Here is a 25,556-nt window from a genome sequence, read left to right as displayed (position 1 = left end):
TGCTATCGCCAGTCAGATTCAGACCAAGCGACAGTTACTCGGGGTGTAGCCCATGGTGCGTTTGAACATCGCGGTAAATGCACTCGGACTCTGATAACCATGCTCCAATGCCACTTCAAGGATGGAGGCACCACTGGCCAGCCGCTGCATGCTGAGCAGCAGCCGCGTGCGCTTGCGCCACTCGCCGTAACTCATGCCCAACTCTTTCTGGAACAGCCGAGCCAGGGTGCGTGAACTCATATTGAGTTGCACCGCCCAACTCTCCAGTTTCGACTCCTGAGAAGGGTTGTCGATAAAGTCCGCACACAGTGACTTGAGCCTCGGCTCGTCCGGTATCGGCACGTGAGCCAGCACCCTTTGCGCACGGTCAAGTTCCGAGAAAATCAGCTCGACAATCTGTACATGACGCAACGACGCCGGGTGGCTGTCAGGCTCATCGCCGGCCGCCACAATCAGCTCGCGCAGCAAGGGTGAAACCCTGATGACCTCGCACTCCTCGGTCAAACGACGGTGCGCTCCCGGCGAGATCAACAAAGTGCGCATGCGCACTTCGCCGGTCATGCGGATCTGATGTTCCAAACCTGAAGGCACCCACAGGGCATGCCCGGAAGGTACCACCCAGGTGGTCTCCTCCACCGACACAAGCATCACACCGTTGATGGCGTAGACCAGTTGGCCTTCGTCATGTCGATGCGAGGCCACGATGTCACCGTGGCCATAATTACCGGCAAGTGCCGCCAATGCGGTATGCGCGTTCATCTCAGGACGGCACCGCAGCATTCACCACGCTGAGCAGGCCCAGGCGCGATGCACGATTGACCGCACTGGTGACCGCTTTGAGGGAAGCGAGCAGGCTACTGCCATCGCGAGCGGCGCCGAACAGCAACTGGTTACCCACGCGAATTTCCACATAGGCCAACGCCTCAGCCTGGGCACCGTCACGGGTGGCATGTTCGTGGTAATCGGCGATATCAAAATGAATGCCACGCTGGGCAAACGCATCGACCAGCGCCGCCAGCGGGCCGTTGCCCTCGCCACTCAAGTCGATGCGCTGTGTACCTTGTTCAAGGGTGGCCTCCAGGTAAGTCACATCGCCCTCGCTCACCAGTTTGGGGGCTCGTAACGCGTAAGGCTTGCCCTGCTCCAGGTAATGCCGGGTGAAGCAGGCAAGGATCATCTCGCCACTGATTTCCTGGCCGGAGCCATCTGCTTCCTGTTGTACCAGGCTGCTGAACTCCATCTGCAAGCGACGCGGCATCACAATGCCGTGCTGCTCCAACAGATAGGCCACGCCCCCCTTGCCCGACTGGCTGTTCACGCGAATCACCGCTTCATAGCTACGGCCCATATCGGCAGGATCGATAGGCAGGTACGGCACTTCCCACATGCCCTGCGGATTGGCCTGGCGCGCCGCAAAGCCTTTTTTGATCGCGTCCTGGTGCGAGCCGGAGAACGCGGTAAACACCAACTCACCGGCGTAAGGGTGACGAGGATGGGTCGGCAACTGATTGCAGAACTCCACCTCACGCTGGACGTGCAGGATGTCGGAGAAATCCAACTGCGGATCGATGCCGCTGGTGTAGAGGTTCATCGCCAACGTGAGGATATCGACGTTGCCGGTACGCTCACCGTTACCGAACAACGTGCCCTCGACACGCTCGGCACCGGCCAGGCACGCCTGCTCCGCGGTGGAAACTCCAGTGCCCCGATCATTGTGCGGATGCACGCTGATGACCACACTGTCACGGCGACTGAAGTGCCGGCAGAACCATTCGATCTGGTCGGCGAAGACATTGGCGGTAGACACCTCCACGGTGGTGGGCAGATTCAGGATCATCTTGTTGCTCGGGGTCGGCCCGAACGTATCCGTCACCGCTTCACACACCTGCAATGCAAAATCCAGCTCGGTGAAGCAAAAGGTTTCCGGGGAATACTGGAACGTCCACTGCGTATCGGGGTTCGCGTCCATGTGCTGCTTGATCTCTCGTGTTGCCTGGGTAGCAATCTCGATGCAGCCCGCCTTGTCCACATTGAAGACAACGTCCCGAAACACCGGCGCCGTCGCATTGTAAACATGCACGATGGCGCGAGGCGCGCCCTTCAACGCCTCAAACGTGCGCGCGATGAGGTGGCTGCGCGCCTGGGTCATGACCTGAATCGTCACATCATCAGGAATCGAACCGCTTTCAATCAGCTCACGGACATAGTCAAAGTCGGTCTGCGAAGCGGCAGGAAAGCCCACCTCGATCTGCTTGAAACCGACCTTCACCAGCAAATCGAAGAAACGCCGCTTGCGCTCGGCATTCATCGGCTCGATCAAAGCCTGGTTGCCATCACGCATATCCACACTGCACCAGGTGGGAGCGGCAGCCTGGACAGTGCTGGGCCAGGTGCGATCCGGCAGGTTGACCGTGGTGAAGTGGCGATATTTGCGGGAAGGGTCCTTGAGCATCATGGCGTTTCTCCTTTTTCAGCAGTTTGTTTGTGTCAGACACACCACCGGCAATGCCGACTGATTGGATCCAATACTAAACGAACATAGTTTGATACAAATTGCGTTGTTGAGTTTTCGGAATGAAAAAAACCAAAGAAAAATCCAAAATGTTCAAAAAAATCGAAAAAATATTGCGCAAAGGAATAAAAACCAACAATCAAAGACCGTAAGCCAGGATTTACCGGCAAAATCAGTAAAAAAGAACCTATTGCTTGGATGAACGGGCTGAGGGAGCCAGGGAAAACATTTCTGACGGGCAAAAAAAACCCGAGAACCTTACCTGTGTAAGGCTCTCGGGTTTTCTGAACACACTTGATTCGATGCCTGTAGGTTACGTTCAGGACGGGACAGGATTAGCAACTATCACCGTGGATCAAGACGTTCTTTTTTATTTTTCTTTATTCGTATCAGCGGATTAGCTCCGCCTCTTTTCTCTTGTTCTCTCTTTCAAAGGTACTGACAGGACTTTTTTTCGAGAGCGGGATCTGAGCAAGGGACGTCTCAGCGTCAAGTCGGTGATGCCAAATCACAGGCAAAAAAAAACCCGGAAATCCTCACTTGCGTGGGCCTTCCGGATTTTCTAAACCGCCAAAAATGGTGGGTCGTGTGGGATTCGAACCTACGACCAATTGGTTAAAAGCCAACTGCTCTACCAACTGAGCTAACGACCCGCTGTGTGGTGGCGCGTATAATACTGATTTCTAAGGATTATTCAACACCTTATTTTAAATAAATCAGAAAAAACGCATTTGAACGGTAATTCGGTGGGTAGAACGCCTATCGCAGCCGCCGGATTAGCGCCCCGGCTCGTCGTTCCACAGGTACTTATGCAGCTGCAATTGCAGGCGTACCGGCAGGTTGTCCGCCACGACCCAATCCGCCAGGTCACGGGCATTCAGGTCGTGATGGCTTGGCGAGAACAGCACCTCACCCGCTCGACGCTCCAGGCCATACTGGATCAGCTTGGAGGTGGCCCAGTCATAATCGTCACGGGAACAGATGACGAACTTGACCTGATCGTTGGCCGTCAGCAAGTCCATGTTCTCGTAGCGGTTGCGGTGGGCTTCCTTGGAGTCCGGGGTCTTGAGGTCAACCACTCGGCTGACGCGCGGGTCGACCGCAGAGATGTCCAGGGCGCCGCTGGTTTCCAGTGAGACCTCGTAGCCGGCATCACACAGCTGTTTGAGCAACGGAATGGCGTTGGGTTGCGCCAGAGGCTCACCGCCCGTCACGCAGACGTAGCGCGGCCGGTAACCGGCAACCTGTTCCAGGATGTCGTCGAGGGTGCGCACGGTGCCGCCGCTGAAGGCGTAGGCGCTGTCACAGTATTGGCAGCGCAACGGGCAGCCGGTGAGCCGTACAAATACGGTGGGCAGGCCAGCAGTGCGCGTTTCACCCTGCAACGAGTAAAAGACTTCGGTAATACGTAATGTGTCTTGCATAGTCGCCACGGGCGTAACAGCTAAACAGGCTGTCCGCCTCCGTCAGGCACTTCAAGGGATTGCGCCAACGCGTCAACCCCAGAAAGCGTGTTTCATAAAAGGGCGTGGATTCTAACGAAAAAACCCGCGACAAGCGCGGGTTTCTTCTAAACGGGCTGCACTGCTTACAAGCGTTGCAGGTCCCGCTGGGCCAACTGCGCCGCGGAGGTACCCGGATACTGGGCGACCACCTGTTGCAGAATGCCTTTGACCTTGTCGGTATGACCCAGGCGGCGTTCTACGTCAGCGAGTTTATAAAGCGAATCCGGCACCTTGGCGTGCTTGGGATACAGCTGGCTGACCTTGGCAAAAGCCTGGCCCGCCCCCTGCAAATCACCCTTTGCCAGGTTGACCTCACCCAACCAGTACTGGGCATTGCCCGCGTACTGGCTGTTGGGGTATTTACGCAGGAAAGCGGTAAACGCCTGGCTGGCTTTATCGAAATCCTTGGCCTTGATCAGGTCGAAGGCTGCATCGTAATACAGTTTTTCCTTCGCAGGATCGCCCGGTTCGCTGCTGGCGGCAGGAGCTGCAGCGGCGGCCCCCGCTGCTGCGCCACCGGCAGCGGCACTGGGTGCGCCACCGGTAGAAGAATTATCAGGAGTAGCGGCAGGTGCAACACCGGCTCCAATACGACGGTCAAGATCCTGGTAACGCTCCAGGCCTTCTTGCTTCAGCTGGTTCACTTGGTTCTGCAGAACTTCAATGGCGCCTTGTTGCTGGGACAATTGATCCTGCATGCGTTGCAGCTGGTTGAACAGTTCGCCCTGTGCCGAGGGAGCGGACGTAGCCGCTCCCCCCGCATAGGCGCCGTTCGTGCCATAACCCGCTGGCGGATAACTGCTCCCGCTATTGTTATAGCCTGAGTTGCTATCCGTTACAGGAACCGCAGCCCACACCGCAAGCGGTGCGAAGCTGAGAGCCAATACAGTTAGAGCACGACGGCACGTTCGCATGACGAATTACTTACGCAGTTCGACGCGACGGTTCTGAGCCCACGACTGTTCGTCGTTGCCAGTTGCAACTGGACGCTCTTTACCGTAGGAAACCAGTTCCAGTTGGCCTGGAGCAACACCTTGCAGTACCAGGTAGCGCTGAACGGCTTTCGCACGACGCTCGCCCAGTGCCATGTTGTACTCACGAGTACCACGGGCGTCAGTGTTACCTTCCAGAACAACGCGAGCGCCGTTAGCTTTCAGGTCCTTGGCGTGAACGTCCAGAGCGCGCATGGCTTCTGGCTTCAGGTCCGAACTGTCGTATTCGAAGTAGAAAGTGGTGATAGCGCGCAGAGCAGCTTCTTCGCTCAGGGAGCCGTCAACCGCACCAGTGTTGGCGCCGTAACCAGCGTTTGGATCAACAGCTGCGCCTTCACCGGCATTGTCGCCGCCTTTAGAGGAGCAACCAACGGCTACGGACAGAGCCAGAGCCAGAGCAGCAAACTTACCAAACTTCAGCATTTCCATCGTGAAACTCCTAATGAACCCCAGTGTGTTAAGTACTTCTTTTTGTAGCGCCGCGTCAGTTCAGGTAAGGGGACCAGGATGGTTCTCTGACTTCGCCTTGTGCGGTAGGAAGTGGGAGCCTTACGCGTCCATTGATGGACACGAGCATCAAGACTCCCCGGCCCTGCTGGCGGGTGGCGTAGATTACCATGGTGCCGTTGGGCGCAACAGTGGCTGACTCATCAAGGTTGGTATCTGTAAGGATTTTTACGGTTCCGCGCTGCAAATCCTGGGCCGCAACCCGGAAATTAGTGAAACCATCCTGACGGTGAATCATCACCAACGTCTTTTCATCGGCCGAAAGCTTGGGGTTGGCGTTGTAGTTACCAATAAAGGTCACACGTTCCGCACCGCCACCGTTCACATTTGCCTTGTAGACCTGAGGCTTGCCGCCACGGTCGGAGGTGAAGTAGATGGTCGAGCCATCCTTGCCCCAGAACGGTTCGGTGTTGATGCCCGGGCCGCTGGTCACACGCGAGAGCTGACGCGAGGCCATGTTCATCACGTAGATATCCGGGTTGCCGTCCTTGGACAGCACGAAAGCCAGGCGCGAACCGTCCGGCGACCAGGCTGGCGCACCGTTGAGGCCTTCGAAGTTGGTGATCTGCTCACGACGGCCAGTATCGATGTGCTGCACAAAGATACGCGGGCGACGCTGTTCGAACGATACGTAGGCAATACGCTTGCCGTCCGGCGCGAAGCGCGGCGACAGGATTGGCTCACGGGACTGCAGCAAGGTCACTGCACGAGCACCGTCGTAGTCCGAACGCTGCAGGGTGTAGCGGGTATTGTCTACAGAGAAACGCTCGGCCGTGACATACAGCAGGCGCGTCGAGAACGCCCCCTTGATACCGGTGAGTTTTTCAAACGACTGGTCCGAGATGTAGTGAGCCATGTCACGCAGCTGTTCGGCGGTACCCGATACGCTGCCGGTCAGGACCTGCTGCTCGGTGGCCACGTTGAACAACGCGTACTGGATCTGCAGGCGACCGCCGGCCGGCGTGATGCTGCCGACCATCAGGTACTGGGCACCGACCGCCTTCCAGTCACGGAAGATGACTTCGCTGGCCTGGGTTGGCTGGCTGATCATGTTGCCTTTCGGAATCGGCGCGTAGTAACCGGAGTTACGCAGGTCGTCACTGACGATCTGGGCCATGTCGTCCGGCAGCACGCTGCCGCCCTGCCAACCGAACGGCACGACTGCAATCGGGGTGGCCCGATCACTGCCGCTGGTTACCAGGATGTTCTTTTCATCCGCCGCCGCTATCCCTGCCATACAGCAAATAACGACAAGCATTCCTCGAAGAAGGTTTCTCACAAGGCTAGATCCTCAGGTGTGAATGTCATCTTGAATGAACGATAGGGAGCGAAGTCACTTGGTTTCATTCCCTGCATCTCGGTCAACCGGCCAATATTCTTGACCGCGGCAACCGCCGAACTGTCGAACGAACCGTCACCACTGGACTTGGCCACGCTGACCGAAGTCACCGTACCGTCCGGCAACATGCCGATCTGCAGCACTACTGTCATGCCTTTACGCGCCGAAGGTGGACGTGTCCAACCTTCCGCTGCCCGCGCCCGAATCAGGTCGTCGAAACTGCCCGCGACTTCATCGCCACGCTCATCGGCCAAGGCTTGCTGACGCTGCGGCGTGTCGGAAAGCAAATCTGCCAGGGCCTGGGCCTTTTTCTCTTCGGCGGACTTGCGTGCTGCTTCCTGGGCCTTTTTCTTGGAGGCGTCGGCGGCAGCTTTCTTCTTCGCTTCGTCGGCGACTTTCTTCTTCGCCTCGTCTGCTTCAGCTTTTTTCTTGGCGTCTTCGGCGGCTTTCTTCTTCGCGTCTTCGACTATCTTTTTCTTGGCTTCTTCAGCGGCCTTTTTCTTGGCCTCTTCTTCGGCAGCCTTCTTGGCTTCTTCTTCCGATTTCTTCTTGGCTATATCAGCCAATTGTTTCTCTTCGGCCTTTTTCGCTTCGGCAGCTTTCTCGGCTTTCTTGGCTTCATCAGCCTTTTTAGCCTCGTCGGCCTTCTTGGCTTCGTCAGCCTTTTTCGATTCCTCGGCCTTTTGAGCCGCCTCTTCTTTCTTTTGTTCCGCAGCAGCCTTCACCGCTTCCTGCTCGACCTTCTTCTGTTCCATCTGCTCGACTTCAGTCTGGCGCGCGGCCGACTTCTGGGCCTCACCCGCAATCTTCTGATTGGTCTGGGTGGTGGCCTGACTTTTCGATTTCAGCTGATACAGGGTCGCCTGCACGATCGGCTTGGCTGGCGGCAGGTCCGGGGTCATGGCAAAGCTGACGAACAGCATGCCGAACACCAGGACGTGCAGGGCAATTGCCCACACGCCAGGCCAGAAGTAGCTTTCCGAGGCGGACGGCTCTCGCTGTTGCTGCATCAGGGCGCCTCGGTAATCAAGCCAACGTTACCGACGCCGGCCTTCTGCAGCCCGCCCATGGCGCCCATGACGGAGCCGTAGTCGACCGATTTGTCACCCCGGATAAACACCTGGGTGTGCTTGCCGCCTTCGTTGCCGGAGCGAATGATCTTGGTCACCGCATCGGTCATGGCAGGCAAGGTCAGGGCCTTGTCCTGCTGCTTTTGCGTATCGACTTCGCTGCCAAGGTTCCAGTAATAGGTCTTGTCAGCCTTGATCGAAATGGTCAGGACCTGAGTGTTGTTGTCCTGCGGCAAGGCTTCACTGGAAACCTTGGGCAGATCAACTTTCACGCCCTGGTTGAGCATCGGCGCGGTCACCATGAAGATCACCAGCAGCACCAGCATCACGTCGATGTAGGGCACTACGTTCATCTCGGCGACCGGCTTGCGCTTTTTGCGAGCTCGAGCGATTAAAGCCATTGGGAATTACCTGCTTATTCTTCGCTGGTGTGCACTTTACGGTGCAGGATCGCCTGGAATTCATCGGCGAAGGTGTAGTAACGGCCGATCAAGGTTTCGCTGGTTGCGGCAAAACGGTTGTAGGCGATTACTGCGGGGATAGCGGCGAACAGGCCGATCGCGGTGGCGATCAGGGCTTCGGCAATACCCGGGGCCACGGTGGCCAGTGTGGCTTGTTGCGCCTGGGCCAGGCCGCGGAAGGAGTTCATGATGCCCCATACGGTACCGAACAGGCCGATGTACGGGCTGACAGAACCCACGGTGGCAAGGAACGGCAGGCCCTGCTCGAGTTTCTCTTCTTCGCGAGAGATGGCCACGCGCATGGCACGGGCCACACCTTCCATCACCGCTTCAGGATCGACACCCGGCTGCTGGCGCAGGCGCGAGAACTCCTTGAAACCGGCACGGAAGATCTGCTCGACGCCTGAGTCCGGGTCCGGGTTGCTACCGGCCTGGCGGTACAGTTTGGACAGGTCGATACCCGACCAGAAGCGCTCTTCAAAGCTCTCCAGGGCACGTCGACCGGCGCGCAACATGTTGCTGCGCTGAAAAATCATGACCCAAGAGGTAACCGATGCGGCTACCAGGGTCAGCATGACCAGTTGAACCACGACACTGGCATTGCTGACCAGGCTCCACATGGAGGAATGGTCGACGACGGTAGGTTCCACGCTAAATCTCCTGCTTTGATTGTTGACCCGCGCCGCTCACGGCGGCAAAGGCCGCGCGTAGAGTTTCGGGAATGGCCCGAGGTTTCAAGCTGTTGGTGCGCACACACGCCACCAGGAACTGCCCCTCACAGAGCAGCGTTGCATCCGTGGCCCGCCTGACCTGCTGTTTGAAACGCAGGCTGGCACGGTTCAATTCGATGACTTCAGCACTGACCAGCAACTCATCGTCCAGTCGCGCCGGCGCGTAATACCGCGCCTCGCTGGAGTGCACGACGAATAACAGGTCCTCGCCTACCAGCTCGGACTGGGCAAAACCCAACTCCCGCAGCCGCTCGGTTCGAGCCCGTTCCATGAATTTCAGGTAATTGACGTAATAAACGATGCCGCCGGCATCGGTGTCCTCGTAATAAACGCGACAGCGATGTGCGAACGACTGATCCCCGTTTTGCGCGCGCATACTCTAGTGCTTACTCCTCAGGTTGCCAATTGGCTGGGCAACTGTTTTTTCATTCCTGAACGCTTTTGCAGTGACTCAAATGACGACGCCAGACACTGGGACAGCACAAAGCTCAGATAAATCGTCCGGCGTAAGCTTTTTAATCGTCTACCGCATCGAGGAATTCGTCTACCACGGGCATCTCTCCCAATCGTGACGGAATGTTTAGCCCGAAGTGCAAATAGGCATGACGCGTCACCACCCTGCCCCGCGGGGTACGCATGATGTAGCCCTGCTGGATCAGGTACGGTTCCAGTACATCCTCAATGGTATGGCGCTCTTCACTGATGGCTGCGGCCAGGCTGTCCACGCCGACCGGGCCACCGTCGAATTTCTCGATCATGGTCAAGAGCAGACGTCGATCCTGATGATCAAAGCCATGCTCGTCCACATCCAGCAGGTTCAAGGCCAGGTCCGCGACCGCCTTGGTGATGTGGCCCTTGGCACGCACCTCGGCAAAGTCGCGCACGCGGCGCAGCAGGCGGTTGGCGATTCGCGGCGTGCCACGAGCACGTCGAGCGATTTCAAAGGCGCCTTCCGGGTCCAGGGGCAAGCCGAGGATACTCGCCGACCGGCTGACAATGGTCGCCAGATCGGCGGTGCTATAGAACTCTAGACGTTGAACAATGCCGAAACGGTCTCGCAGCGGGTTGGTCAACATGCCCGCGCGGGTGGTCGCGCCCACCAGGGTGAAGGGCGGCAAGTCGAGCTTGATCGAACGGGCCGCCGGGCCTTCACCGATCATGATGTCGAGCTGGAAGTCTTCCATGGCTGGGTACAGCACTTCTTCGACAATCGGCGACAAGCGATGGATTTCGTCGATAAACAGCACGTCATGCGGTTCAAGATTGGTCAGCAGCGCGGCCAAGTCGCCAGGACGCTCAAGCACCGGGCCGGAGGTGGACTTGATCGACACGCCCATTTCCTGGGCGATGATATTGGCCAGGGTGGTCTTGCCCAAACCCGGCGGGCCGAAGATCAGGGTGTGGTCCAGGGACTCACTGCGCCCGCGAGCGGCCTGGATAAACAGCTCCATCTGCTCGCGCACGGTGGGCTGGCCGATGTATTCGGCCAGGCTCAACGGGCGGATGGCCCGGTCCTGGACTTCTTCACGGTCACGCGGGCCGGTGGCCGCGATCAGACGATCGGCTTCAATCACTTAAATCATTCCCTTCAGGGCACGGCGAATCATGTCTTCAGCGCTCAGGTTCTTGTCCTTGATGGCCGATACGGCCTTGCTGGCTTCCTGGGGCTTGTAGCCCAGGGAGATCAGCGCATTGACGGCATCGCTCTCGGCGCTGGCGACCTGGGCCGCCGGCATATCCGGCTGGTTCGGTACCAGGGCGAACATGCTCGGCACCACCTCCCAGGCTTTGAAGCGGTCCTTGAGCTCGACCAACAAGCGCTCGGCGGTCTTCTTGCCCACCCCCGGCACCTTGGTCAGGGCTGAGGTATCCTGGGCCGATACAGCACGTACCAATTCATCCACTTCCAGGCTCGACATCAAGGCCAGGGCCAATTTGGGCCCCACGCCATTGAGACGAATCAGCTCGCGGAAGAAATCGCGGTCACGCTTGCCGATGAAACCATAGAGTAGTTGCGCGTCTTCGCGCACCACTAAATGAGTGTGCAAGGTTATCGGCTCGCCGACCGACGGCAGGCGATACAGGGTGGTCATGGGCACTTCCAGCTCATAACCCAACCCATTCACATCCAGAATCAGGTGCGGCGGCTGTTTCTCAGCCAGGGTGCCGCGCAAGCGTCCAATCACGGTTCAGATCCTTAAAGCTTGGGGGTCAGATCGGAGCCTGACCGCAAAAATAACGATTGCGCTGATGCTATCAGAGACGCAGGCGCCCGCCACGACTACGTGCTGCGCCCAAGCCGTGAGGCAACAGGCTGGAGCGGGTATGGGCATGGCAAATGGCGATGGCCAGGGCATCCGAGGCGTCGATCTGCGGCTTTGAAGTGAGCTTGAGCATGTGCATGACCATCATTTGCACCTGCTCCTTGTTGGCGCCCCCGGTGCCGACCACGGCCTGCTTGACCTGGGTCGCGGTGTATTCAGCGATCTCCATGCCCTCCTCGGCACCTGCCACGATGGCAGCGCCACGGGCCTGGCCGAGCTTCAACGCCGAGTCGGCATTCTTGGCCATGAAGACTTTCTCTATGCCCATGGTGACCGGGCCGTAGGTCTGGATGACTTCACGTACGCCGCGATAGACGATCTGCAGCCGCTCGGCCAATTCCCCTGCGCCAGTGCGGATGCAGCCCGAGGCGACGTACACACAGCCGCGTGGGGTCTGCTGCACCACGCCAAAACCGGTGATGCGCGAACCGGGGTCGATACCTAGGATTAAAGTCATAACGCCTGCGGGTTGGATTTACAACGGTATGTGCCAGGCACACATTTGTGTAACAGCATAGAACCCCTGTGGGCGCTGGCTTGCCTGCGATGCGGGCACCTCGGTGCTTCTGTCAAATCGAGGTGATGCTATCGCAGGCAAGCCAGCTCCCACAGTGAATACTCATCGTTCTTAAGCGAGCTGTTCGGCCACAGACTCAGGGATGTCGGCATTCGAATACACATTCTGCACATCATCCAGGTCTTCAAGCATGTCCAGCAGCTTCAGCACCTTCTGCGCACCGTCCAGGTCCAGTTCGGCACTGGTGGTCGGCAGCATCACGATCTCCGCATCGGTGCCGTTGAAACCGGCGGCTTCCAGGGCATTACGCACGGCATAGAAGCTGGCGAACGAGGTGAACACATCGATGGAGCCGTCTTCGTTGGTGACCACGTCATCGGCATCCGCTTCCATCGCGGCTTCCATCAGCGCGTCTTCATCGGTGCCCGGTGCGAAGGTGATCTGCCCCTTGCGCTCGAACAGGTAGGCCACCGAACCATCCGTGCCGAGGTTACCACCGCACTTGCTGAACGCATGACGCACGGCTGCCGCGGTACGGTTGCGGTTGTCGGTCATGCATTCGACCATCACCGCGACGCCGCCCGGGCCGTAGCCTTCATAGGTCAGCTCGACCATGTCGTCGGTATCGGCCGCACCGGCGCCACGGGCCACGGCGCGGTCAATGATGTCGCGGCTCATGTTGGCGCCCAGCGCCTTGTCCAGCGCCAGGCGCAGACGCGGGTTGGAGCCCGGGTCACCGCCCCCCTGCCGGGCCGCGACGGTCAGTTCGCGAATCCACTTGGTGAAGATCTTGCCTTTCTTGGCATCCTGACGCTCTTTGCGGTGCTTGATGTTCGCCCACTTGGAATGGCCAGCCATAACACAACTCCGAATTCTCTAGAAACCTTATCAATCCCGCACCCGGCGAGATTTCCCTCTTTTAAACGCAAAGGCGCATCCGAAGATGCGCCTTTTTGACTGCCTGCTACCTTATCGCGCTTTCACGCAGCAGCCTTACTCAGCCTTCGGCGTCTCGCGCAGGCGGATGTGCAGCTCGCGCAGTGCCTTGGCATCCACCACACCCGGAGCCTGGGTCATGACGTCCGCAGCGCTCTGGGTTTTCGGGAAGGCGATCACTTCACGGATCGACTGGGCGCCGGTCATCAGCATCACCAGACGGTCCAGGCCGAACGCCAGGCCACCGTGCGGCGGCGCGCCGTACTTCAGGGCGTCGAGCAGGAAGCCGAATTTCTCTTCCTGTTCCGCTTCGTTGATGCCCAGCAGGCGGAATACCGCTTGTTGCATCTCTTTGCGGTGGATACGGATCGAACCGCCACCCAGTTCAGTACCGTTCAACACCATGTCGTAGGCACGGGACAGCGCGCCTGCAGGGTTGGCTTCCAGCTCTTGCGGGGAGCACTTCGGTGCGGTGAACGGGTGGTGCAAGGCGCTGAAGCTGCCGTCGTCGTTCTCTTCGAACATCGGGAAGTCCACAACCCACATCGGCGCCCATTCGCAGGTCAGCAGGTTCAGGTCGTGACCGAGCTTGATACGCAGCGCGCCCAGGGCCTCGCTGACGATCTTGGCCTTGTCGGCACCGAAGAACACGATGTCGCCGTCAACCGCACCGACGCGATCGAGGATCGTGTTCAGGTTGGCTTCAGGGATGTTTTTCACGATCGGCGATTGCAGGCCGTCGACACCGTTGGCGCGCTCGTTGACCTTGATGTACGCCAGGCCCTTGGCACCGTAGATGCCGACGAACTTGGTGTAGTCGTCGATCTGCTTGCGCGGCATGCTCGCGCCGCCAGGCACGCGCAGGGCGGCGATGCGGCACTTAGGATCGTTGGCCGGGCCGCTGAACACCTTGAAGTCGACGTCCTTGAGCTGGTCGGCCACATCCACCAGTTCCAGCGGGTTACGCAGGTCTGGCTTGTCGGAACCGTAGCGGCGCATGGCTTCTTCGAAGGTCATGTGCGGGAATTCGCCGAACTCCAGGTCCAGCACTTCCTTGAACAGGTTGCGGATCATCTGCTCGGTCAGGCCCATGATCTCTTTTTCATCGAGGAAGCTGGTCTCGATGTCGATCTGGGTGAATTCCGGCTGGCGGTCAGCGCGCAGGTCTTCGTCACGGAAGCACTTGGCGATCTGATAGTAGCGGTCGAAACCGGCCACCATCAGCAGTTGCTTGAACAGCTGCGGCGATTGCGGCAAGGCGAAGAAGCTGCCGGCATGGGTACGGCTCGGTACCAGGTAGTCGCGCGCGCCTTCCGGGGTGGCCCGGGTGAGGATCGGCGTTTCGACGTCGAGGAAGCCGTTTTCATCCAGGAAGCGGCGGATGCTGGTGGTCATGCGCGAGCGCAGGCGCAGCTTCTCGGCCATTTCCGGACGACGCAAGTCCAGGAAGCGGTAGCGCAGGCGGGTTTCTTCGCCCACGTCGGAGTATTCATTGAGTGGGAACGGCGGGGTTTCCGACTCGTTCAGCACTTCCAGCTCATAGCCCAGCACTTCGATGCCGCCGGACGCCATGTTCTTGTTCACGGCACCGGCCGGACGCAGGCGTACCTTGCCGGTGATCTTCACTACGTATTCGCTGCGCACGCGGTCGGCGGCGGCGAAGCTTTCGGCGCGGTCCGGGTCGAACACTACCTGGGCCAGACCATCACGGTCACGGATATCGAGGAAGATCACCCCGCCGTGGTCTCGGCGACGGTGAACCCATCCGCAAAGGGTGATTTCCTGACCTTCCAGGGTCTCGTTCAGTTGGCCGCAATAGTGGCTGCGCATCATGGTCGTGGTTTCACTTCTCGTAATTCGAAATTCGGTGGCAGGCCCGCCTCGTCACCGCACATTAAAGCAGGGGACGGATAATGCAGGAGCCTGCGCGTAGAGTTCAACTCAGTCTGCTTTGTCGCCGCCGGCCAGGTTCTTCTTGGCACCGGTCTTGAAATCAGTCTCGTACCAGCCGCTGCCGCTCAGGCGGAAGCCCGGCATGGACAACATCTTCTTCAACTCAGGTGCCTGGCAGGCAGGGCAATCGACCAGCGGCGCGGCGCTGATCTTCTGAATGGCTTCCAACTGATGACCACAGGAAGCGCATTGATAGTCGTACATGGGCATGGAGATGTCTCGGCGATCAGATCGTTACAGCGCCACGCCCTGCCCTGTGCATAAAGCCCGGCATGCGCAGCAAAGCGCGGGATTATATCTGGTAAATCAACACAGCGCAGCCGGCTTTGTGCCCAGGACCGGGCCCGTCGGGCTGAAGGGCCGGCCATCGGACTACTGCGCGAGCGTATCCCCGGACGTGAGAGCGCCCCGGCCTTTGAGGACGTGAACCACGCACACCACCCTCACCAGCCCACTGAAGTTCTTCACGCCTCCGTAACGCAAATGCACTTCCCGATCGACATAGGACAACAGCGCACTGACCGAACAGGTATTGAGCCTGGCGATTTCCGTCAGGATATTCCAATAGATCTGTTCAAGCCGCAGGCAGGTAGAAAACCCATTGAGCCTGACCGAACGGGACAGTGGCTTGGCCAGCCCCATATCAAAACCCTTGGTAAAAGGGTCGACCTTTATCTTGTGAAAACCACAGGCTTCCATCATTCCCTTACCCACTCCACGTGACATACACCTGACACTCCATTGCCAAACAGCAGCCAATGGGCTTCTCCCATTGGACGATGGCCTATAAAACAGCAGCCAGCGCAGCGCAGCCAGAAGACGGGGAGTTGTTAGTTGTAGGACAACGCCAGGAAGCGCAGGGAAACCAGCAGGCGGCGCCGAAAAGGCGCCGCCTGGGTTCGACAATTACTGGTTTTCGAGCAGGGAGCGCAGCATCCACGCGGTTTTCTCATGAACCTGCATACGCTGGGTCAACAGGTCCGCCGTCGGCTCATCACTGACTTTGTCGAGCAATGGGAAGATGCCTCGCGCGGTACGCGTGACCGCTTCCTGGCCGGCCACCAACTGCTTGATCATCTCTTCGGCGCTCGGCACACCCTCTTCTTCCTTGATGGAAGACAGGCGGGCGTAAATCGAATAGGCACCCGGCGCCGGGAAGCCCAGGGCACGGATACGCTCGGCAATGGAGTCCACTGCCAGCGCAAGCTCGTTGTACTGCTCTTCGAACATCAGATGCAGCGTACGAAACATGGGGCCTGTGACGTTCCAATGGAAATTGTGGGTCTTCAGATACAGAACATAGGTATCGGAGAGCAGGCGGGAAAGTCCGTCGACGATGGATTTACGGTCTTCTTCACTGATACCAATATCGATTGCCATGTGTTTCCCCTTCAATTGACGAGCATTCATTGATCAGGTGCAGCTCCACTCTAGCAAGAGAGTGCGCCACGTGCAGCCCGACACACTCGGGCGGCATGCGGCAAATCGCCCCGCACCGCCTGCGGGATCTGACTTGGCAAGCCTGTTTACCTGTAGGAAGGGTCTAGGCCACCACTTAAAAAATCCCGCACCTGTCTAGGACAAGCGTTTGACGCAGAAATGCCGTGGCCGTGGCAACACCCCGAAATGCTTGATTTGAGTAGGCACAGCCTTTGCTGTTAAATAGACGCGGTGTGGCTGCCGTTTATTCCTGCGGCACGTCACATAGGCTGATACCCGCGCACGTGCTCAACGCCTCCCATTGTTCAGAAGCGAACCGTGCCAGTCAGCTCTTCCTTGTGATCCGTCTTAACGTGAGTTAACCAAAATGTTGAAAATCGTCCACCTGCTAACGGGCGTTGCAGCCTTGCTGCTGTCCTTTATTCCGAGCCTGCAGCCTGAAAGCCTGCCCTACCTGGAACAACACGACGCCCTGTACCTGGCCTTGTTCGGCCTTCTTAACCTGACGCTCGCACCGGTAATCCCTTACTGGAACAAAGGCACGCGTCATCAACTGCAAAACCTGGTCAGTGCGCTGCTGGTGCTGACTGTTGTCGTACAAACCCTCACCCTCCTGGCGCCCATGCCTGAAGTCGGGGGCCATCCGGCCATCCTGCTCAGCCTGGTGATCGCTGTGGTCGCCATCGTTCTTCACCTGGCCATCAGCTTCTACCGCTCGTCTCCAGCGGCCGCGTCGCAAAACTATGACATGACCAACCGGGATACCGGGACCGTCAAGTGGTTCAACACCTCCAAGGGCTTCGGCTTCATTTCCCGCGACTCGGGCGACGATATCTTCGTCCACTTCCGAGCCATTCGTGGCGAAGGCCATCGCGTCCTGGTCGAAGGCCAGCGCGTAGAGTTCTCGGTAATGAACCGTGACAAGGGCCTGCAAGCCGAAGATGTCATCGCTGCCCTGCCGCGTCGCTGATCCCAGCCCTCGCAGCAAAAAAAACCGCGATCCAGCCTTGGCTGGGTCGCGGTTTTTTTATTGCTTGCGCACTCAATAGTGTGGCGGCGGCGCTTCCTCTTCGGATGACTCGAACTGCCCGCCCATTTCTTCCTGGCGCTTGAGCAATGCAGTCATTTGCAATTGCAGACGTTCGACGGCCCGCTGCTGGGTGACCAGGATGTCGTTGAGGGTCTCAATGGTGTCGTCCTGGAAGGCCAGGCGGCTTTCCAGGTCGGTGACGCGTTCTTGCAGGTCCATGGTTCAGTCCTGGGTAAAGATGAAGTCGGCAGGCAATAGCTCACGCAATCGGCTGCGAATCGCGGCCACCTGCTCTTCGGTGTAGGGCCGGGCTGGATGCTTGCCCCAAACGGGGGCTGGCCAGGCGGCGTCGTCGCGCTTGCGCACAATCACATGCACATGCAACTGGCTGACCACGTTACCCAGCGCGCCGATGTTCATCTTGTCGGCCGCCAGCCCGTCGTTAAGCAGCTGCGCCAGGGCCGTCGTTTCTTGCCACAAGGTTTGTTGATCTGCGACATCCAGTTGAAACACTTCGCTGATACCTTCGATGCGCGGCACCAGGATGAACCAGGGGTAATTGGCGTCATTGGACAGCAGCAGGCGACAGAGCGGGAAGTCCCCAATGGCCAAGGTATCTTGTTGCAGGCGTTGATCTAAGGCGAACACGTGGCACTCCGTTCGGCAGTTCGGTAACAGGTGCCCAGCATACCTTCGAATGCCCAAGGCTTCACGGGCAATGCTGGCGGCCTTGAGGCAACCAGGCAAAAAAATGCACCCTTTAGAGGCAATAGCCCAGGTGAGCAACGCTAGGCCGGGCCTCAACGGGATGCACCAAAATGACCCACCTGTGCCTCAAAGGGATCCGCCGATTACCCACTGATAAGGGTCAACCGGTAACGTTTTACCCAGGTACAGGATTCAGGTACCACCGAACCGGGGTAACACCCTGGCGTCAAGCCCAACCGAAATGGCGTAAACCCCCCGTGCTTATGCGGTTTTTACAGGTTCATCACACTTTTCACGAAAAAATGACATTCGGTAAGTGGTTTGAGCACGCTTGTTGCATTCACCCCCATATCGTCGGCAACGACACCCGTTTGGACACAGGTGTTTCGCGATAAAAATAGTGGCGTTTCAATGTGTATCAGGGATGCGTTCAAACTTTGAAAGAAGTCTGAAAACAGCATTGAAGTTGTCAGCCTGGATACATTTCTGGCTGTGAATTTGCGACATGGATCTAGCGATTTACGACAGCCTCGTAAAGAAGCTGAAAGGATAATTGAGTAAGTATCGTCAATAGGGTCTGCGTGAGATAACTTTGCGCCGACACAAAAAGAAAGAGCCGCCCAGATAAAAATACAGGTGGGACGGCAGTACTCTTCCTAAAACCAAAGGAGCAAATCACGATGCGCGTGATGAAGTGGAGCATGATCGCCCTGGCTGTTTCAGCAGGCACCTCGCAGTTCGCAATGGCGTCCGCCCAGGACGATTCCAAGGGCTTTGTTGAAGACAGCACGTTCAGCATCAATACTCGCGCGCTGTACTTCAGCCGTGACTTCCGTAACAACCCGTCGGGCCCAGGCTCCAAGAGCCGTGCTGAAGAAACCGGCCTGGGCTTCAATGCCCTGTACGAATCGGGCTTCACCCAAGGCACCATTGGTGTCGGTGTCGACGTGATCGGCCTGATGGGCGTCAAGCTCGACAGCGGCAAGGGCCGCGCCGGCACCGGCCTGTTCCCAACCGGTTCCGACGGTCGCTCGCAAGATGACTATTCCAAAGGCGGCGGCGCGGTCAAGTTCCGCATCTCCAACACTGTGCTGAAAGTCGGTGACCAATACACCACAGCCCCAGTGTTTGCCTCCGACGACAGCCGCCTGCTGCCGGAGCTGCCACAAGGTATCTCCATCACCAGCAACGAAATCAAAGGCCTGAAGCTTGAAGGCGGTCACTTCACTTCCAGCGTCGCGCAGAACCAGACCTACCACGACAGCCTGGGCCTGACCAAAACCGACTTTGTCGGCGGTGTGTATGCCTTCACTCCAGAAGTCACCGGCAGCCTGTACTACGCGAAAACCGAAGATTACTTCCGCAAGTACTACAGCAACCTGAACTGGACCCACGCCCTGAGCGATGATCAGTCGTTCGCCCTGGACTTCAACATCTACGACACCAAGAGCGACGGCGCCGGCCTGCAACGCGCAGAGAAAGATGGCGTGACCAAGCTCGACAACCGCGCCTTCAGCTTGCAGGGCGCGTACACCATCGGTGCTCACACCTTCACCCTGGCAGCCCAGAAAGTCACCGGTGACGGCGACTACGGTTACGGCGTAGACGGCGGCGGCACGGTGTTCCTGGCCAACTCCATCGCCCGTTCCGACTTCAACGCCGAAGGCGAAAAGTCCTACCAGGCGCGTTATGACATCAACATGGCAACCTTCGGCATTCCGGGCCTGAGCTTCATGACCCGTTATGTAACCGGTAGCGGCGCCAATACGGGCACCACCTCGAATGGCAAAGAGTGGGAACGCGACATCGAAGCCAAGTACGTGATCCAGAGCGGCCCGGCAAAAGACCTGAGCCTGCGCCTGCGTCAAGCGACTTACCGTTCCGGTGATGGCGTGTACTACGGTTCGCCGTCGATCGACGAGCTGCGTCTGATCGCCAACTACCCGCTGAACATCTTGTAATTGCCGGTTCAATTACAACGATGACTTGAGGCCTCGGCCTTAAACAAAAAGCCGCTCCTCTGTTTAAACAGGGAGCGGCTTTTTTATTGCAGTTTTATTTCAATCAACAAAACAACTAGCAAGCTAAGTAACTAGTTTTTCAAAGCTGACCTTTCGGCCAACTTCGATAGCATCACGCCAAGTTACTTCGGCGCACTTTCCTGCATCACCCGAATAACCCGTTGCGGAAACGGAATATCAATCCCGGCTGCTTTCAAACGGTCACGCGCCAGTTCATTGAGCATAAACACCACATCCCAATAATCCGGGGTGTTGGTCCAGCAACGCAGGGAGACAGTGATGGAACTGTCGCCCAAGGTCGACACCACCGCCACGGCGGCAGGGTCCTTCAGTACACGCGGGTCTTCAGCCAAAGCCAGCAGCACTTCACGGGCCTTCTGCAGGTCCGCCTCATAGTCCACACCCACGTCAAACACAACCTTGCGGGTCGGCTGGCGGTTGGTGTTGGTGATAAGGCCGTTGGACAGGCTGCCGTTGGGAATAATCACCGTCTTGTTGTCGCCGGTACGCAGTACCGTGTGGAAGATCTGGATGCTGTCGACGGTACCCGAGGTCCCCTGGGCTTCGATCCAGTCACCGATACGGAACGGTCGGAACAACAGAATCAGCACGCCGCCGGCAAAGTTCGCCAGGCTGCCTTGCAAGGCCAGGCCGATAGCCAGGGTAGCGGCACCGATCGCCGCCACGAACGAGGTGGTAGCCACACCGATCATCGAGGCCACGTTGACCACCAGCATGACTTTGAGCGCGATGTTCGCAAGGTTGGTGATGAAGTGCTGCAGTGCCAAGTCCGCATTACGCATCGCCAGCAGACGGCCCACGCGGTGAGTCAAAACATTGATCAGCCACCAGCCAATGGCCAGGGTGACCAACGCCAGCAATACCCGGCTGCCGTATTCCATGATCATGGGAAGCCAAGACTGGGAGGTCTTGATCAGGTGATCCATTTCAGCGTTCAAATCCATCTACTTTCTCCTATTGTGCGGCGATAAGGCTGTATTGACTGCCTGACAACGCAATTGAGCCCCGAAGGGCTCAATTGTAGGCAATGATGCTTGGGGCGTCGGACGTCAAAAGTGCCCACAGGTTCCCCAAAGTGCCATCAGTCGCGGAAGTTATTGAACTGCAGCGGCATGTCGAAGGTCTTGGCGCGCAGGGCTGCGATAGCCTCTTGCAGGTCATCACGCTTCTTGCCGGTGACGCGAACCTGCTCGCCCTGGATGGCGGCCTGGACCTTGAGCTTGGCGTCCTTGATGTGCGCCACGATCTTCTTGGCCAGCTCTTTGTCGATGCCTTCCTTGAGCACGGCTTCCTGCTTCATCAGTTTGCCTGAGGCGTAGGCGTCCTTGACCTCCAGGCACTGCACGTCGATCTTGCGCTTGACCAGGGCCAGCTTGAGGATCTCGATCATCGCTTCCAGCTGGAAATCGGCTTCAGCGGTCAGGTTGACGGTCAGTTCCTTTTCCTTGAATTCGAAGCTGCCCTTGCCTTTCAAGTCATAGCGACGGTCCAGTTCCTTGACGGCGTTCTCGACGGCGTTGGTGACTTCGTGTTTGTCCAGTTCAGATACCACGTCGAACGAAGGCATGTGATTTCTCCAATATAAGGGGCGGGCTCAGTAAAGATGGAGCGCGCCCGAGCTAAAATGCCGGGGCATTATAGCGGTTCTTTCGCGCCGTTCACCGCTGGCGACCTTATGGAGTACACACTGATGTCGACCCCCTGGCATATTCTTGGCGCCGGCAGCCTGGGCACCCTCTGGGCCACGCGTCTGGCGCGCGCAGGCGTGCCCGTCAGGCTGATCCTGCGCAATGAGGCGCGCCTGGCCGACTATCGAGCCGGCCAAGGGCTGACCCTGGTCGAGCAGGGTGTGGAACAGACTTACCCGGTAGTCGGTGAAACGCCTGACAGCCCGGAGCCGATTCATCGCCTGCTGGTCGCGTGCAAAGCCTACGATGCTCAAAGCGCTATCGCCCAGTTGCATCATCGACTGGCGCCCGACGCCGAACTGATCCTGCTGCAAAACGGCCTTGGCAGCCAGGACGCAGTGGCTGCACAAGTGCCGTTGGCCCGTTGCATCTATGCCTCAAGTACCGAAGGCGCGTTTCGCGAAGGCGACTGGCGGGTGGTATTTGCCGGCCATGGTTACACCTGGCTGGGGGATGCGGGCCACCCCACGCCACCGCTGTGGCTGGACGACCTGCAAGCGGCCGGCATTCCCCACGATTGGGCCAGTGATATCCTGACGCGCCTGTGGCGCAAGCTGGCGCTCAATTGCGCCATCAACCCGCTGACCGTGCTTTACCAGTGCCGCAACGGCGGTTTGCAAGCCCACGCGTGTGAAGTGGCAACCTTGTGCGCTGAATTGGCCGAGCTGCTGGAATGCTGCGGCCAGCCTGCTGCCGCACAGGACCTGCACAGCGAAGTGCAGCGGGTGATCCAGGCCACGGCGGCCAATTACTCGTCCATGCACCAGGACGTGGCCAACCACCGACGTACCGAGATCAGCTACCTGCTGGGCTATGCCTGCCAAGCGGCGGCCCGCCATCAATTGGTGTTGCCGCACCTGCAACAGTTGCAAGCGCGCCTGGTCGAATATCTGCGCGCACGCGGATTGGCCAGCGACTGAGGCACGCGCTACCCTGCCTACCTGTCTATCACCTGGGAAACCCCTGATGCCACTGCGCCAGCGTCTTGAAAATCTACCGGTAGGGCAGAAACTGCTGGCGGCCCTGCTGGTGTTGTTGACCACCGTATTGCTGGTGGCCAACCTGACGTTTATCAGCGCCGCCTACTGGATCTCCCAGGAAAGCATGGCCCCCCAGGCCTTGCAGTCCATTGGTCGACTGGTGTCCAACCCCGCGCTTGCCGCCGAGGCCCTTGAGTCTCCGACCAAGGCCGAGGCGCTGCTCAATGAACTGACCAGCTATTCACCGTTGCGCGCCGCCGCTTTGTACGATGGCGAAGGCAACCGCCTGGCGCAGATGCAGCACGGCGACCGCCTGCACCTGCCGGACCACTACCGGCATATCGAAGCGTGGCGCCTCACTGAATTTCGCAGCAACCAGGTCATCACCCTGCCCCGTGGCACTCAGCCTTCGGGGCATTTGTTGCTGGTGGCCAGCAGTGAGCTGCCGATGGCGTTCTATACCGGCACGCTGACCGCCAGCCTGGGCATCCTGATTTTCAGTGTGTTGTTGTGGCTGGTCATCGCCCGGCAGATCAAACGCCTGATCACACGGCCGATTCATGAACTTGAAGAACTGTCCCGCCAGGTGACCCGCGAGGAGAACTACGCTTTACGCGCCGGGCGTGGCAACCGTGATGAAATCGGCAGCCTGGCCGAAGCGTTCAACACCATGTTGTCGCGCATCGAAGCCCGTGAGCAGCAGCTCAAACGCGCGCGCGACGACTCCCAGGCTGCGTATGACCAGGCTCAGGGCCTAGCCGAAGAAACCCGGCATACCAACCGCAAGCTGGAACTGGAAGTCCAGGTACGCAGCAAGATCGAGAAAAAGCTCACGGGCTTCCAGAACTACCTGAACAGCATTATCGACTCGATGCCCTCGGCGCTGATCGCCCTGGATGAACAACTCTACGTTACCCAGTGGAACCAGGAAGCCACCGCCCTATCCGGCACTCGCCTGGACGAAGCCCTGAACCAGCCGGTTTTCCTGGCCTTCCAGCCGCTCAAGCCGTACCTGCCACAGATCAAGGCCACCGTGGAGCAACACACGGTGGAGCGGATTGAGCGGGTCACCTGGATCAAGGACGACGAGCCCAAGCATTACGCGCTGACGTTCTACCCGTTGATGGGCGGCGCCGGGCGCGGAGTGGTAATCCGAATCGACGACATCACCCAGCGCCTGTCCCTGGAAGAAATGATGGTGCAATCGGAAAAAATGCTCTCCGTGGGCGGCCTGGCTGCAGGTATGGCCCATGAGATCAACAACCCGCTGGGCGCGATCCTGCATAACGTGCAGAACATTCGCCGGCGCCTGTCCCCCGAGCTGCCCAAGAACCTGGAACTTGCCGAACAGGTGGGCATCGAGCTGGAGACGGTCAACCGATACCTGCAAGGCCGCGAAGTCCCGCAATTGCTCGACGGCATTCAGCAGGCCGGGGCGCGTGCCGCGAAAATCGTTACCCACATGCTCAGCTTCAGCCGCCGCAGCAATCGCCAGATGGCGCCCTGCGATTTGCCGGCGCTGATCGACCAGGCCGTGGAAATCGCTGGCAACGACTTCGACCTGACCATTGGTTTCGACTTCAAAGGCCAGGCGATCATCCGCCAGTTCGATCCGCAACTGGGCCCGGTACCCGGCACCGCCAACGAGCTGGAACAAGTGCTGCTCAACCTGTTGAAGAACGCCGCACAAGCCATTCACCTGCGTGAAGACGACAGCGAACCTGGGCGCATTATCCTGCGCACCCGTCTGAACCCGCCGTGGGCAGAAATCCAGGTAGAAGACAACGGCATCGGCATGAGCGAAAACGTGCGCAAGCGCACGTTCGAACCCTTCTTTACCACCAAGGAAATCGGCCAGGGCACCGGGCTAGGCCTGTCGGTGTCGTACTTCATCATCACCAACAACCACAAGGGCCAGATGGAGGTGCATTCCACCCTGGGCCAGGGCACCTGCTTTACCTTGCGCCTGCCTTTGGCCGGCAGCCAATTGCCCCCCACTGAACTTACCCAACTGGAGCACTGACCATGGGCTTTCGCCTGTCGAAGATCTACACCCGTACCGGCGACAAAGGCGAGACCGGCCTCGGCGACGGCCGCCGCGTGCCCAAGGACCATCCACGCGTGGAAGCGATTGGCGAGGTGGATACCCTGAACAGCCAACTGGGCCTGCTGCTGGCCAACCTTGAAGAACAAAGCGGCAAGCACCCGGCGTTGAAGGACGTGATTGAAGTGCTCACGCCTTGCCAGCACCGTCTGTTTGACTTGGGCGGTGAACTGGCGATGCCGGTGTACAAGGCGCTGAATGCGGCGGAAGTGGATCGGCTGGAAGCAGCGATTGATCGCTGGAACGAGGAAGTCGGGCCGCTTGAGAATTTCATCCTGCCCGGCGGCTCAGCCTTGATTGCCCAGGCCCATGTGTGCCGCAGCCTGGCGCGCAGCGCCGAGCGCCGCTGTCAGCACTTGAATGCGGTGGAGCCGCTGGAGGGTGTGGGGTTGGCGTACATCAATCGGTTGTCGGATTTGCTGTTTGTGGCGGCCAGGGTGATTGCCAAACGCCAAGGCGTTGCGGAAGTGTTGTGGCAGGCGGCGGCCAAGCCACACTGACCATTATGTGGCGCTTGATAGTGCCCTATCACAGCATAGGTATCTACATAACTCTGTTAGCTCAACGGTAACCACGATGCGAAGCGAGCAGCTCTTGATCTGCTTTTGATCTTAGGCGCCCCGTTAAACCACGCTGGCCGGAATTCGACAGGGATTTGGGGGGTAAACCGGCAGGGATGCCGGTTTAGCCGCCCCGCGCCATGGATGGCGCGTGGCG

27 protein-coding genes and 1 tRNA gene are annotated in these 25,556 nt (G+C 58.6%); 5 read left to right on the top strand and 23 right to left on the bottom strand.

Translation table 11 applies throughout. The features are described from left to right. Nucleotides 1–18 precede the first annotated feature (18 nt). The 19 genes from GIV35_RS16040 to GIV35_RS15950 all read right to left on the bottom strand — a co-directional run bounded on the left by GIV35_RS16040 (nt 19) and on the right by GIV35_RS15950 (nt 16,227). Nucleotides 19–759 (bottom strand): AraC family transcriptional regulator, encoded by a 741-nt coding sequence (locus GIV35_RS16040; RefSeq protein WP_054899116.1) that lies wholly within the window; start codon nt 757–759, stop codon nt 19–21. A gap of 1 nt (nt 760) precedes the next feature. After that, nucleotides 761–2,455 carry a 2-isopropylmalate synthase gene (leuA, locus tag GIV35_RS16035; protein WP_200648704.1) on the bottom strand — a complete coding sequence of 565 codons (1,695 nt, stop codon included), beginning with the start codon at nt 2,453–2,455 and terminating at the stop codon, nt 761–763. 634 nt (nt 2,456–3,089) lie between these two features. Next, nucleotides 3,090–3,165 (bottom strand) — tRNA-Lys (locus GIV35_RS16030). A gap of 123 nt (nt 3,166–3,288) precedes the next feature. Beyond that, nucleotides 3,289–3,936 (bottom strand): 7-carboxy-7-deazaguanine synthase QueE, encoded by a 648-nt coding sequence (gene queE, locus GIV35_RS16025; RefSeq protein ID WP_034128580.1) that lies wholly within the window; start codon nt 3,934–3,936, stop codon nt 3,289–3,291. Nucleotides 3,937–4,100: 164 nt separating this feature from the next. Continuing rightward, nucleotides 4,101–4,931 carry a tol-pal system protein YbgF gene (gene ybgF, locus GIV35_RS16020; RefSeq protein ID WP_105228194.1) on the bottom strand — a complete coding sequence of 277 codons (831 nt, stop codon included), beginning with the start codon at nt 4,929–4,931 and terminating at the stop codon, nt 4,101–4,103. A 6-nt stretch (nt 4,932–4,937) separates the two neighbouring features. After that, nucleotides 4,938–5,438: a peptidoglycan-associated lipoprotein Pal gene (pal, locus tag GIV35_RS16015; protein ID WP_003193861.1), complete on the bottom strand. Its 501-nt coding sequence runs from the start codon at nt 5,436–5,438 to the stop codon at nt 4,938–4,940. Between the two features lie 55 nt (nt 5,439–5,493). Beyond that, complete coding sequence (gene tolB / locus GIV35_RS16010; RefSeq protein ID WP_177430941.1) at nt 5,494–6,774, bottom strand: Tol-Pal system beta propeller repeat protein TolB; 1,281 nt, start codon at nt 6,772–6,774, stop codon at nt 5,494–5,496. A 17-nt stretch (nt 6,775–6,791) separates the two neighbouring features. After that, nucleotides 6,792–7,865 carry a cell envelope integrity protein TolA gene (tolA, locus tag GIV35_RS16005; RefSeq protein WP_003193863.1) on the bottom strand — a complete coding sequence of 358 codons (1,074 nt, stop codon included), beginning with the start codon at nt 7,863–7,865 and terminating at the stop codon, nt 6,792–6,794. Continuing rightward, complete coding sequence (gene tolR / locus GIV35_RS16000; protein ID WP_161793227.1) at nt 7,865–8,317, bottom strand: protein TolR; 453 nt, start codon at nt 8,315–8,317, stop codon at nt 7,865–7,867. Before tolR ends, tolA begins: the two co-directional genes overlap by 1 nt. Before the next feature lie 23 nt (nt 8,318–8,340). Beyond that, complete coding sequence (gene tolQ / locus GIV35_RS15995) at nt 8,341–9,036, bottom strand: protein TolQ (RefSeq protein WP_003193865.1); 696 nt, start codon at nt 9,034–9,036, stop codon at nt 8,341–8,343. A 1-nt stretch (nt 9,037) separates the two neighbouring features. Continuing rightward, nucleotides 9,038–9,493, bottom strand: coding sequence for a tol-pal system-associated acyl-CoA thioesterase (ybgC, locus tag GIV35_RS15990; protein WP_014719714.1), 456 nt, complete (start codon nt 9,491–9,493; stop codon nt 9,038–9,040). Between the two features lie 139 nt (nt 9,494–9,632). Continuing rightward, the gene (gene ruvB, locus GIV35_RS15985; protein WP_003193867.1) at nt 9,633–10,691 is read right to left on the bottom strand and encodes a Holliday junction branch migration DNA helicase RuvB; all 1,059 of its coding nucleotides are present in this window, start codon (nt 10,689–10,691) and stop codon (nt 9,633–9,635) included. Continuing rightward, nucleotides 10,692–11,303: a Holliday junction branch migration protein RuvA gene (gene ruvA / locus GIV35_RS15980; RefSeq protein WP_003193868.1), complete on the bottom strand. Its 612-nt coding sequence runs from the start codon at nt 11,301–11,303 to the stop codon at nt 10,692–10,694. Nucleotides 11,304–11,373: 70 nt separating this feature from the next. Further along, nucleotides 11,374–11,898, bottom strand: coding sequence for a crossover junction endodeoxyribonuclease RuvC (gene ruvC / locus GIV35_RS15975; protein WP_019821257.1), 525 nt, complete (start codon nt 11,896–11,898; stop codon nt 11,374–11,376). A gap of 171 nt (nt 11,899–12,069) precedes the next feature. Next, nucleotides 12,070–12,816 (bottom strand): YebC/PmpR family DNA-binding transcriptional regulator, encoded by a 747-nt coding sequence (locus GIV35_RS15970; protein WP_105228200.1) that lies wholly within the window; start codon nt 12,814–12,816, stop codon nt 12,070–12,072. 135 nt (nt 12,817–12,951) lie between these two features. Next, on the bottom strand, nt 12,952–14,727 hold the full coding sequence (gene aspS / locus GIV35_RS15965; RefSeq protein ID WP_005790914.1) for an aspartate--tRNA ligase: 1,776 nt from the start codon (nt 14,725–14,727) through the stop codon (nt 12,952–12,954). 108 nt (nt 14,728–14,835) lie between these two features. Beyond that, nucleotides 14,836–15,057 (bottom strand): FmdB family zinc ribbon protein, encoded by a 222-nt coding sequence (locus tag GIV35_RS15960; protein ID WP_003193872.1) that lies wholly within the window; start codon nt 15,055–15,057, stop codon nt 14,836–14,838. Nucleotides 15,058–15,219: 162 nt separating this feature from the next. After that, nucleotides 15,220–15,573 carry a ribbon-helix-helix domain-containing protein gene (locus GIV35_RS15955; protein ID WP_034128584.1) on the bottom strand — a complete coding sequence of 118 codons (354 nt, stop codon included), beginning with the start codon at nt 15,571–15,573 and terminating at the stop codon, nt 15,220–15,222. A gap of 180 nt (nt 15,574–15,753) precedes the next feature. Then, nucleotides 15,754–16,227: a Dps family protein gene (locus GIV35_RS15950; protein ID WP_003193874.1), complete on the bottom strand. Its 474-nt coding sequence runs from the start codon at nt 16,225–16,227 to the stop codon at nt 15,754–15,756. Nucleotides 16,228–16,654: 427 nt separating this feature from the next. Here GIV35_RS15950 and GIV35_RS27345 point away from each other — a divergent pair, with 427 nt between their 5' ends. Beyond that, a complete protein-coding gene (locus GIV35_RS27345) occupies nt 16,655–17,257 on the top strand; it encodes a cold-shock protein (RefSeq protein ID WP_003193875.1) in 603 nt (200 codons plus the stop codon). A 72-nt stretch (nt 17,258–17,329) separates the two neighbouring features. On the opposite strand, the gene GIV35_RS15940 is transcribed toward GIV35_RS27345, so the two are convergent. Together GIV35_RS15940 and GIV35_RS15935 are read right to left on the bottom strand one after the other, a co-directional pair. Further along, nucleotides 17,330–17,536 carry a SlyX family protein gene (locus GIV35_RS15940; protein ID WP_005790924.1) on the bottom strand — a complete coding sequence of 69 codons (207 nt, stop codon included), beginning with the start codon at nt 17,534–17,536 and terminating at the stop codon, nt 17,330–17,332. Nucleotides 17,537–17,539: 3 nt separating this feature from the next. Further along, nucleotides 17,540–17,965, bottom strand: coding sequence for an HIT domain-containing protein (locus tag GIV35_RS15935; protein ID WP_198715641.1), 426 nt, complete (start codon nt 17,963–17,965; stop codon nt 17,540–17,542). Nucleotides 17,966–18,705: 740 nt separating this feature from the next. On the opposite strand from GIV35_RS15935, the gene GIV35_RS15930 reads away from it, so the two are divergent. Beyond that, entirely contained in the window at nt 18,706–19,986 is a 1,281-nt protein-coding gene (locus GIV35_RS15930) for an OprD family porin (RefSeq protein WP_034128586.1), read from the top strand. Between the two features lie 182 nt (nt 19,987–20,168). On the opposite strand, the gene GIV35_RS15925 is transcribed toward GIV35_RS15930, so the two are convergent. Together GIV35_RS15925 and GIV35_RS15920 are read right to left on the bottom strand one after the other, a co-directional pair. Then, nucleotides 20,169–21,011, bottom strand: coding sequence for a mechanosensitive ion channel family protein (locus tag GIV35_RS15925; RefSeq protein ID WP_223022874.1), 843 nt, complete (start codon nt 21,009–21,011; stop codon nt 20,169–20,171). 137 nt (nt 21,012–21,148) lie between these two features. Further along, nucleotides 21,149–21,634, bottom strand: coding sequence for a YajQ family cyclic di-GMP-binding protein (locus tag GIV35_RS15920; RefSeq protein WP_003193880.1), 486 nt, complete (start codon nt 21,632–21,634; stop codon nt 21,149–21,151). 123 nt (nt 21,635–21,757) lie between these two features. On the opposite strand from GIV35_RS15920, the gene GIV35_RS15915 reads away from it, so the two are divergent. The 3 genes from GIV35_RS15915 to GIV35_RS15905 are packed head-to-tail and all read left to right on the top strand — an operon-like array spanning nt 21,758 to nt 25,339. Then, on the top strand, nt 21,758–22,675 hold the full coding sequence (locus GIV35_RS15915) for a putative 2-dehydropantoate 2-reductase (protein WP_223022873.1): 918 nt from the start codon (nt 21,758–21,760) through the stop codon (nt 22,673–22,675). A gap of 46 nt (nt 22,676–22,721) precedes the next feature. Continuing rightward, complete coding sequence (locus tag GIV35_RS15910) at nt 22,722–24,758, top strand: sensor histidine kinase (RefSeq protein ID WP_105228204.1); 2,037 nt, start codon at nt 22,722–22,724, stop codon at nt 24,756–24,758. 2 nt (nt 24,759–24,760) lie between these two features. Continuing rightward, nucleotides 24,761–25,339 carry a cob(I)yrinic acid a,c-diamide adenosyltransferase gene (locus GIV35_RS15905; RefSeq protein WP_032895497.1) on the top strand — a complete coding sequence of 193 codons (579 nt, stop codon included), beginning with the start codon at nt 24,761–24,763 and terminating at the stop codon, nt 25,337–25,339. Nucleotides 25,340–25,556: the final 217 nt, after the last annotated feature.

Source organism: Pseudomonas sp. PA-1-6B (assembly GCF_021609545.1).
GTDB lineage: Bacteria > Pseudomonadota > Gammaproteobacteria > Pseudomonadales > Pseudomonadaceae > Aquipseudomonas > Aquipseudomonas fluorescens_BV.
Note: the sequence above shows the minus strand (reverse complement) of the source record. Positions and strands in the feature narration are given on the sequence as shown.

What these genes read in the sequence shown, in the direction of transcription:
- GIV35_RS16040 (WP_054899116.1), bottom strand. Translation starts at nt 759, where the DNA reads ATGAACGCGCATACCGCATTGGCGGCACTTGCCGGTAATTATGGCCAC.
- GIV35_RS27345 (WP_003193875.1), top strand. Translation starts at nt 16,655, where the DNA reads ATGTTGAAAATCGTCCACCTGCTAACGGGCGTTGCAGCCTTGCTGCTG.
- leuA (WP_200648704.1), bottom strand. Translation starts at nt 2,455, where the DNA reads ATGATGCTCAAGGACCCTTCCCGCAAATATCGCCACTTCACCACGGTC.
- GIV35_RS15915 (WP_223022873.1), top strand. Translation starts at nt 21,758, where the DNA reads ATGTCGACCCCCTGGCATATTCTTGGCGCCGGCAGCCTGGGCACCCTC.
- GIV35_RS15960 (WP_003193872.1), bottom strand. Translation starts at nt 15,057, where the DNA reads ATGCCCATGTACGACTATCAATGCGCTTCCTGTGGTCATCAGTTGGAA.
- GIV35_RS15940 (WP_005790924.1), bottom strand. Translation starts at nt 17,536, where the DNA reads ATGGACCTGCAAGAACGCGTCACCGACCTGGAAAGCCGCCTGGCCTTC.
- pal (WP_003193861.1), bottom strand. Translation starts at nt 5,438, where the DNA reads ATGGAAATGCTGAAGTTTGGTAAGTTTGCTGCTCTGGCTCTGGCTCTG.
- GIV35_RS15970 (WP_105228200.1), bottom strand. Translation starts at nt 12,816, where the DNA reads ATGGCTGGCCATTCCAAGTGGGCGAACATCAAGCACCGCAAAGAGCGT.
- GIV35_RS15955 (WP_034128584.1), bottom strand. Translation starts at nt 15,573, where the DNA reads ATGTCACGTGGAGTGGGTAAGGGAATGATGGAAGCCTGTGGTTTTCAC.
- tolA (WP_003193863.1), bottom strand. Translation starts at nt 7,865, where the DNA reads ATGCAGCAACAGCGAGAGCCGTCCGCCTCGGAAAGCTACTTCTGGCCT.
- aspS (WP_005790914.1), bottom strand. Translation starts at nt 14,727, where the DNA reads ATGATGCGCAGCCACTATTGCGGCCAACTGAACGAGACCCTGGAAGGT.
- queE (WP_034128580.1), bottom strand. Translation starts at nt 3,936, where the DNA reads ATGCAAGACACATTACGTATTACCGAAGTCTTTTACTCGTTGCAGGGT.
- GIV35_RS15910 (WP_105228204.1), top strand. Translation starts at nt 22,722, where the DNA reads ATGCCACTGCGCCAGCGTCTTGAAAATCTACCGGTAGGGCAGAAACTG.
- tolB (WP_177430941.1), bottom strand. Translation starts at nt 6,774, where the DNA reads ATGCTTGTCGTTATTTGCTGTATGGCAGGGATAGCGGCGGCGGATGAA.
- ruvC (WP_019821257.1), bottom strand. Translation starts at nt 11,898, where the DNA reads ATGACTTTAATCCTAGGTATCGACCCCGGTTCGCGCATCACCGGTTTT.
- GIV35_RS15950 (WP_003193874.1), bottom strand. Translation starts at nt 16,227, where the DNA reads ATGGCAATCGATATTGGTATCAGTGAAGAAGACCGTAAATCCATCGTC.
- GIV35_RS15925 (WP_223022874.1), bottom strand. Translation starts at nt 21,011, where the DNA reads ATGGATTTGAACGCTGAAATGGATCACCTGATCAAGACCTCCCAGTCT.
- ybgC (WP_014719714.1), bottom strand. Translation starts at nt 9,493, where the DNA reads ATGCGCGCGCAAAACGGGGATCAGTCGTTCGCACATCGCTGTCGCGTT.
- GIV35_RS15905 (WP_032895497.1), top strand. Translation starts at nt 24,761, where the DNA reads ATGGGCTTTCGCCTGTCGAAGATCTACACCCGTACCGGCGACAAAGGC.
- GIV35_RS15930 (WP_034128586.1), top strand. Translation starts at nt 18,706, where the DNA reads ATGCGCGTGATGAAGTGGAGCATGATCGCCCTGGCTGTTTCAGCAGGC.
- GIV35_RS15920 (WP_003193880.1), bottom strand. Translation starts at nt 21,634, where the DNA reads ATGCCTTCGTTCGACGTGGTATCTGAACTGGACAAACACGAAGTCACC.
- ybgF (WP_105228194.1), bottom strand. Translation starts at nt 4,931, where the DNA reads ATGCGAACGTGCCGTCGTGCTCTAACTGTATTGGCTCTCAGCTTCGCA.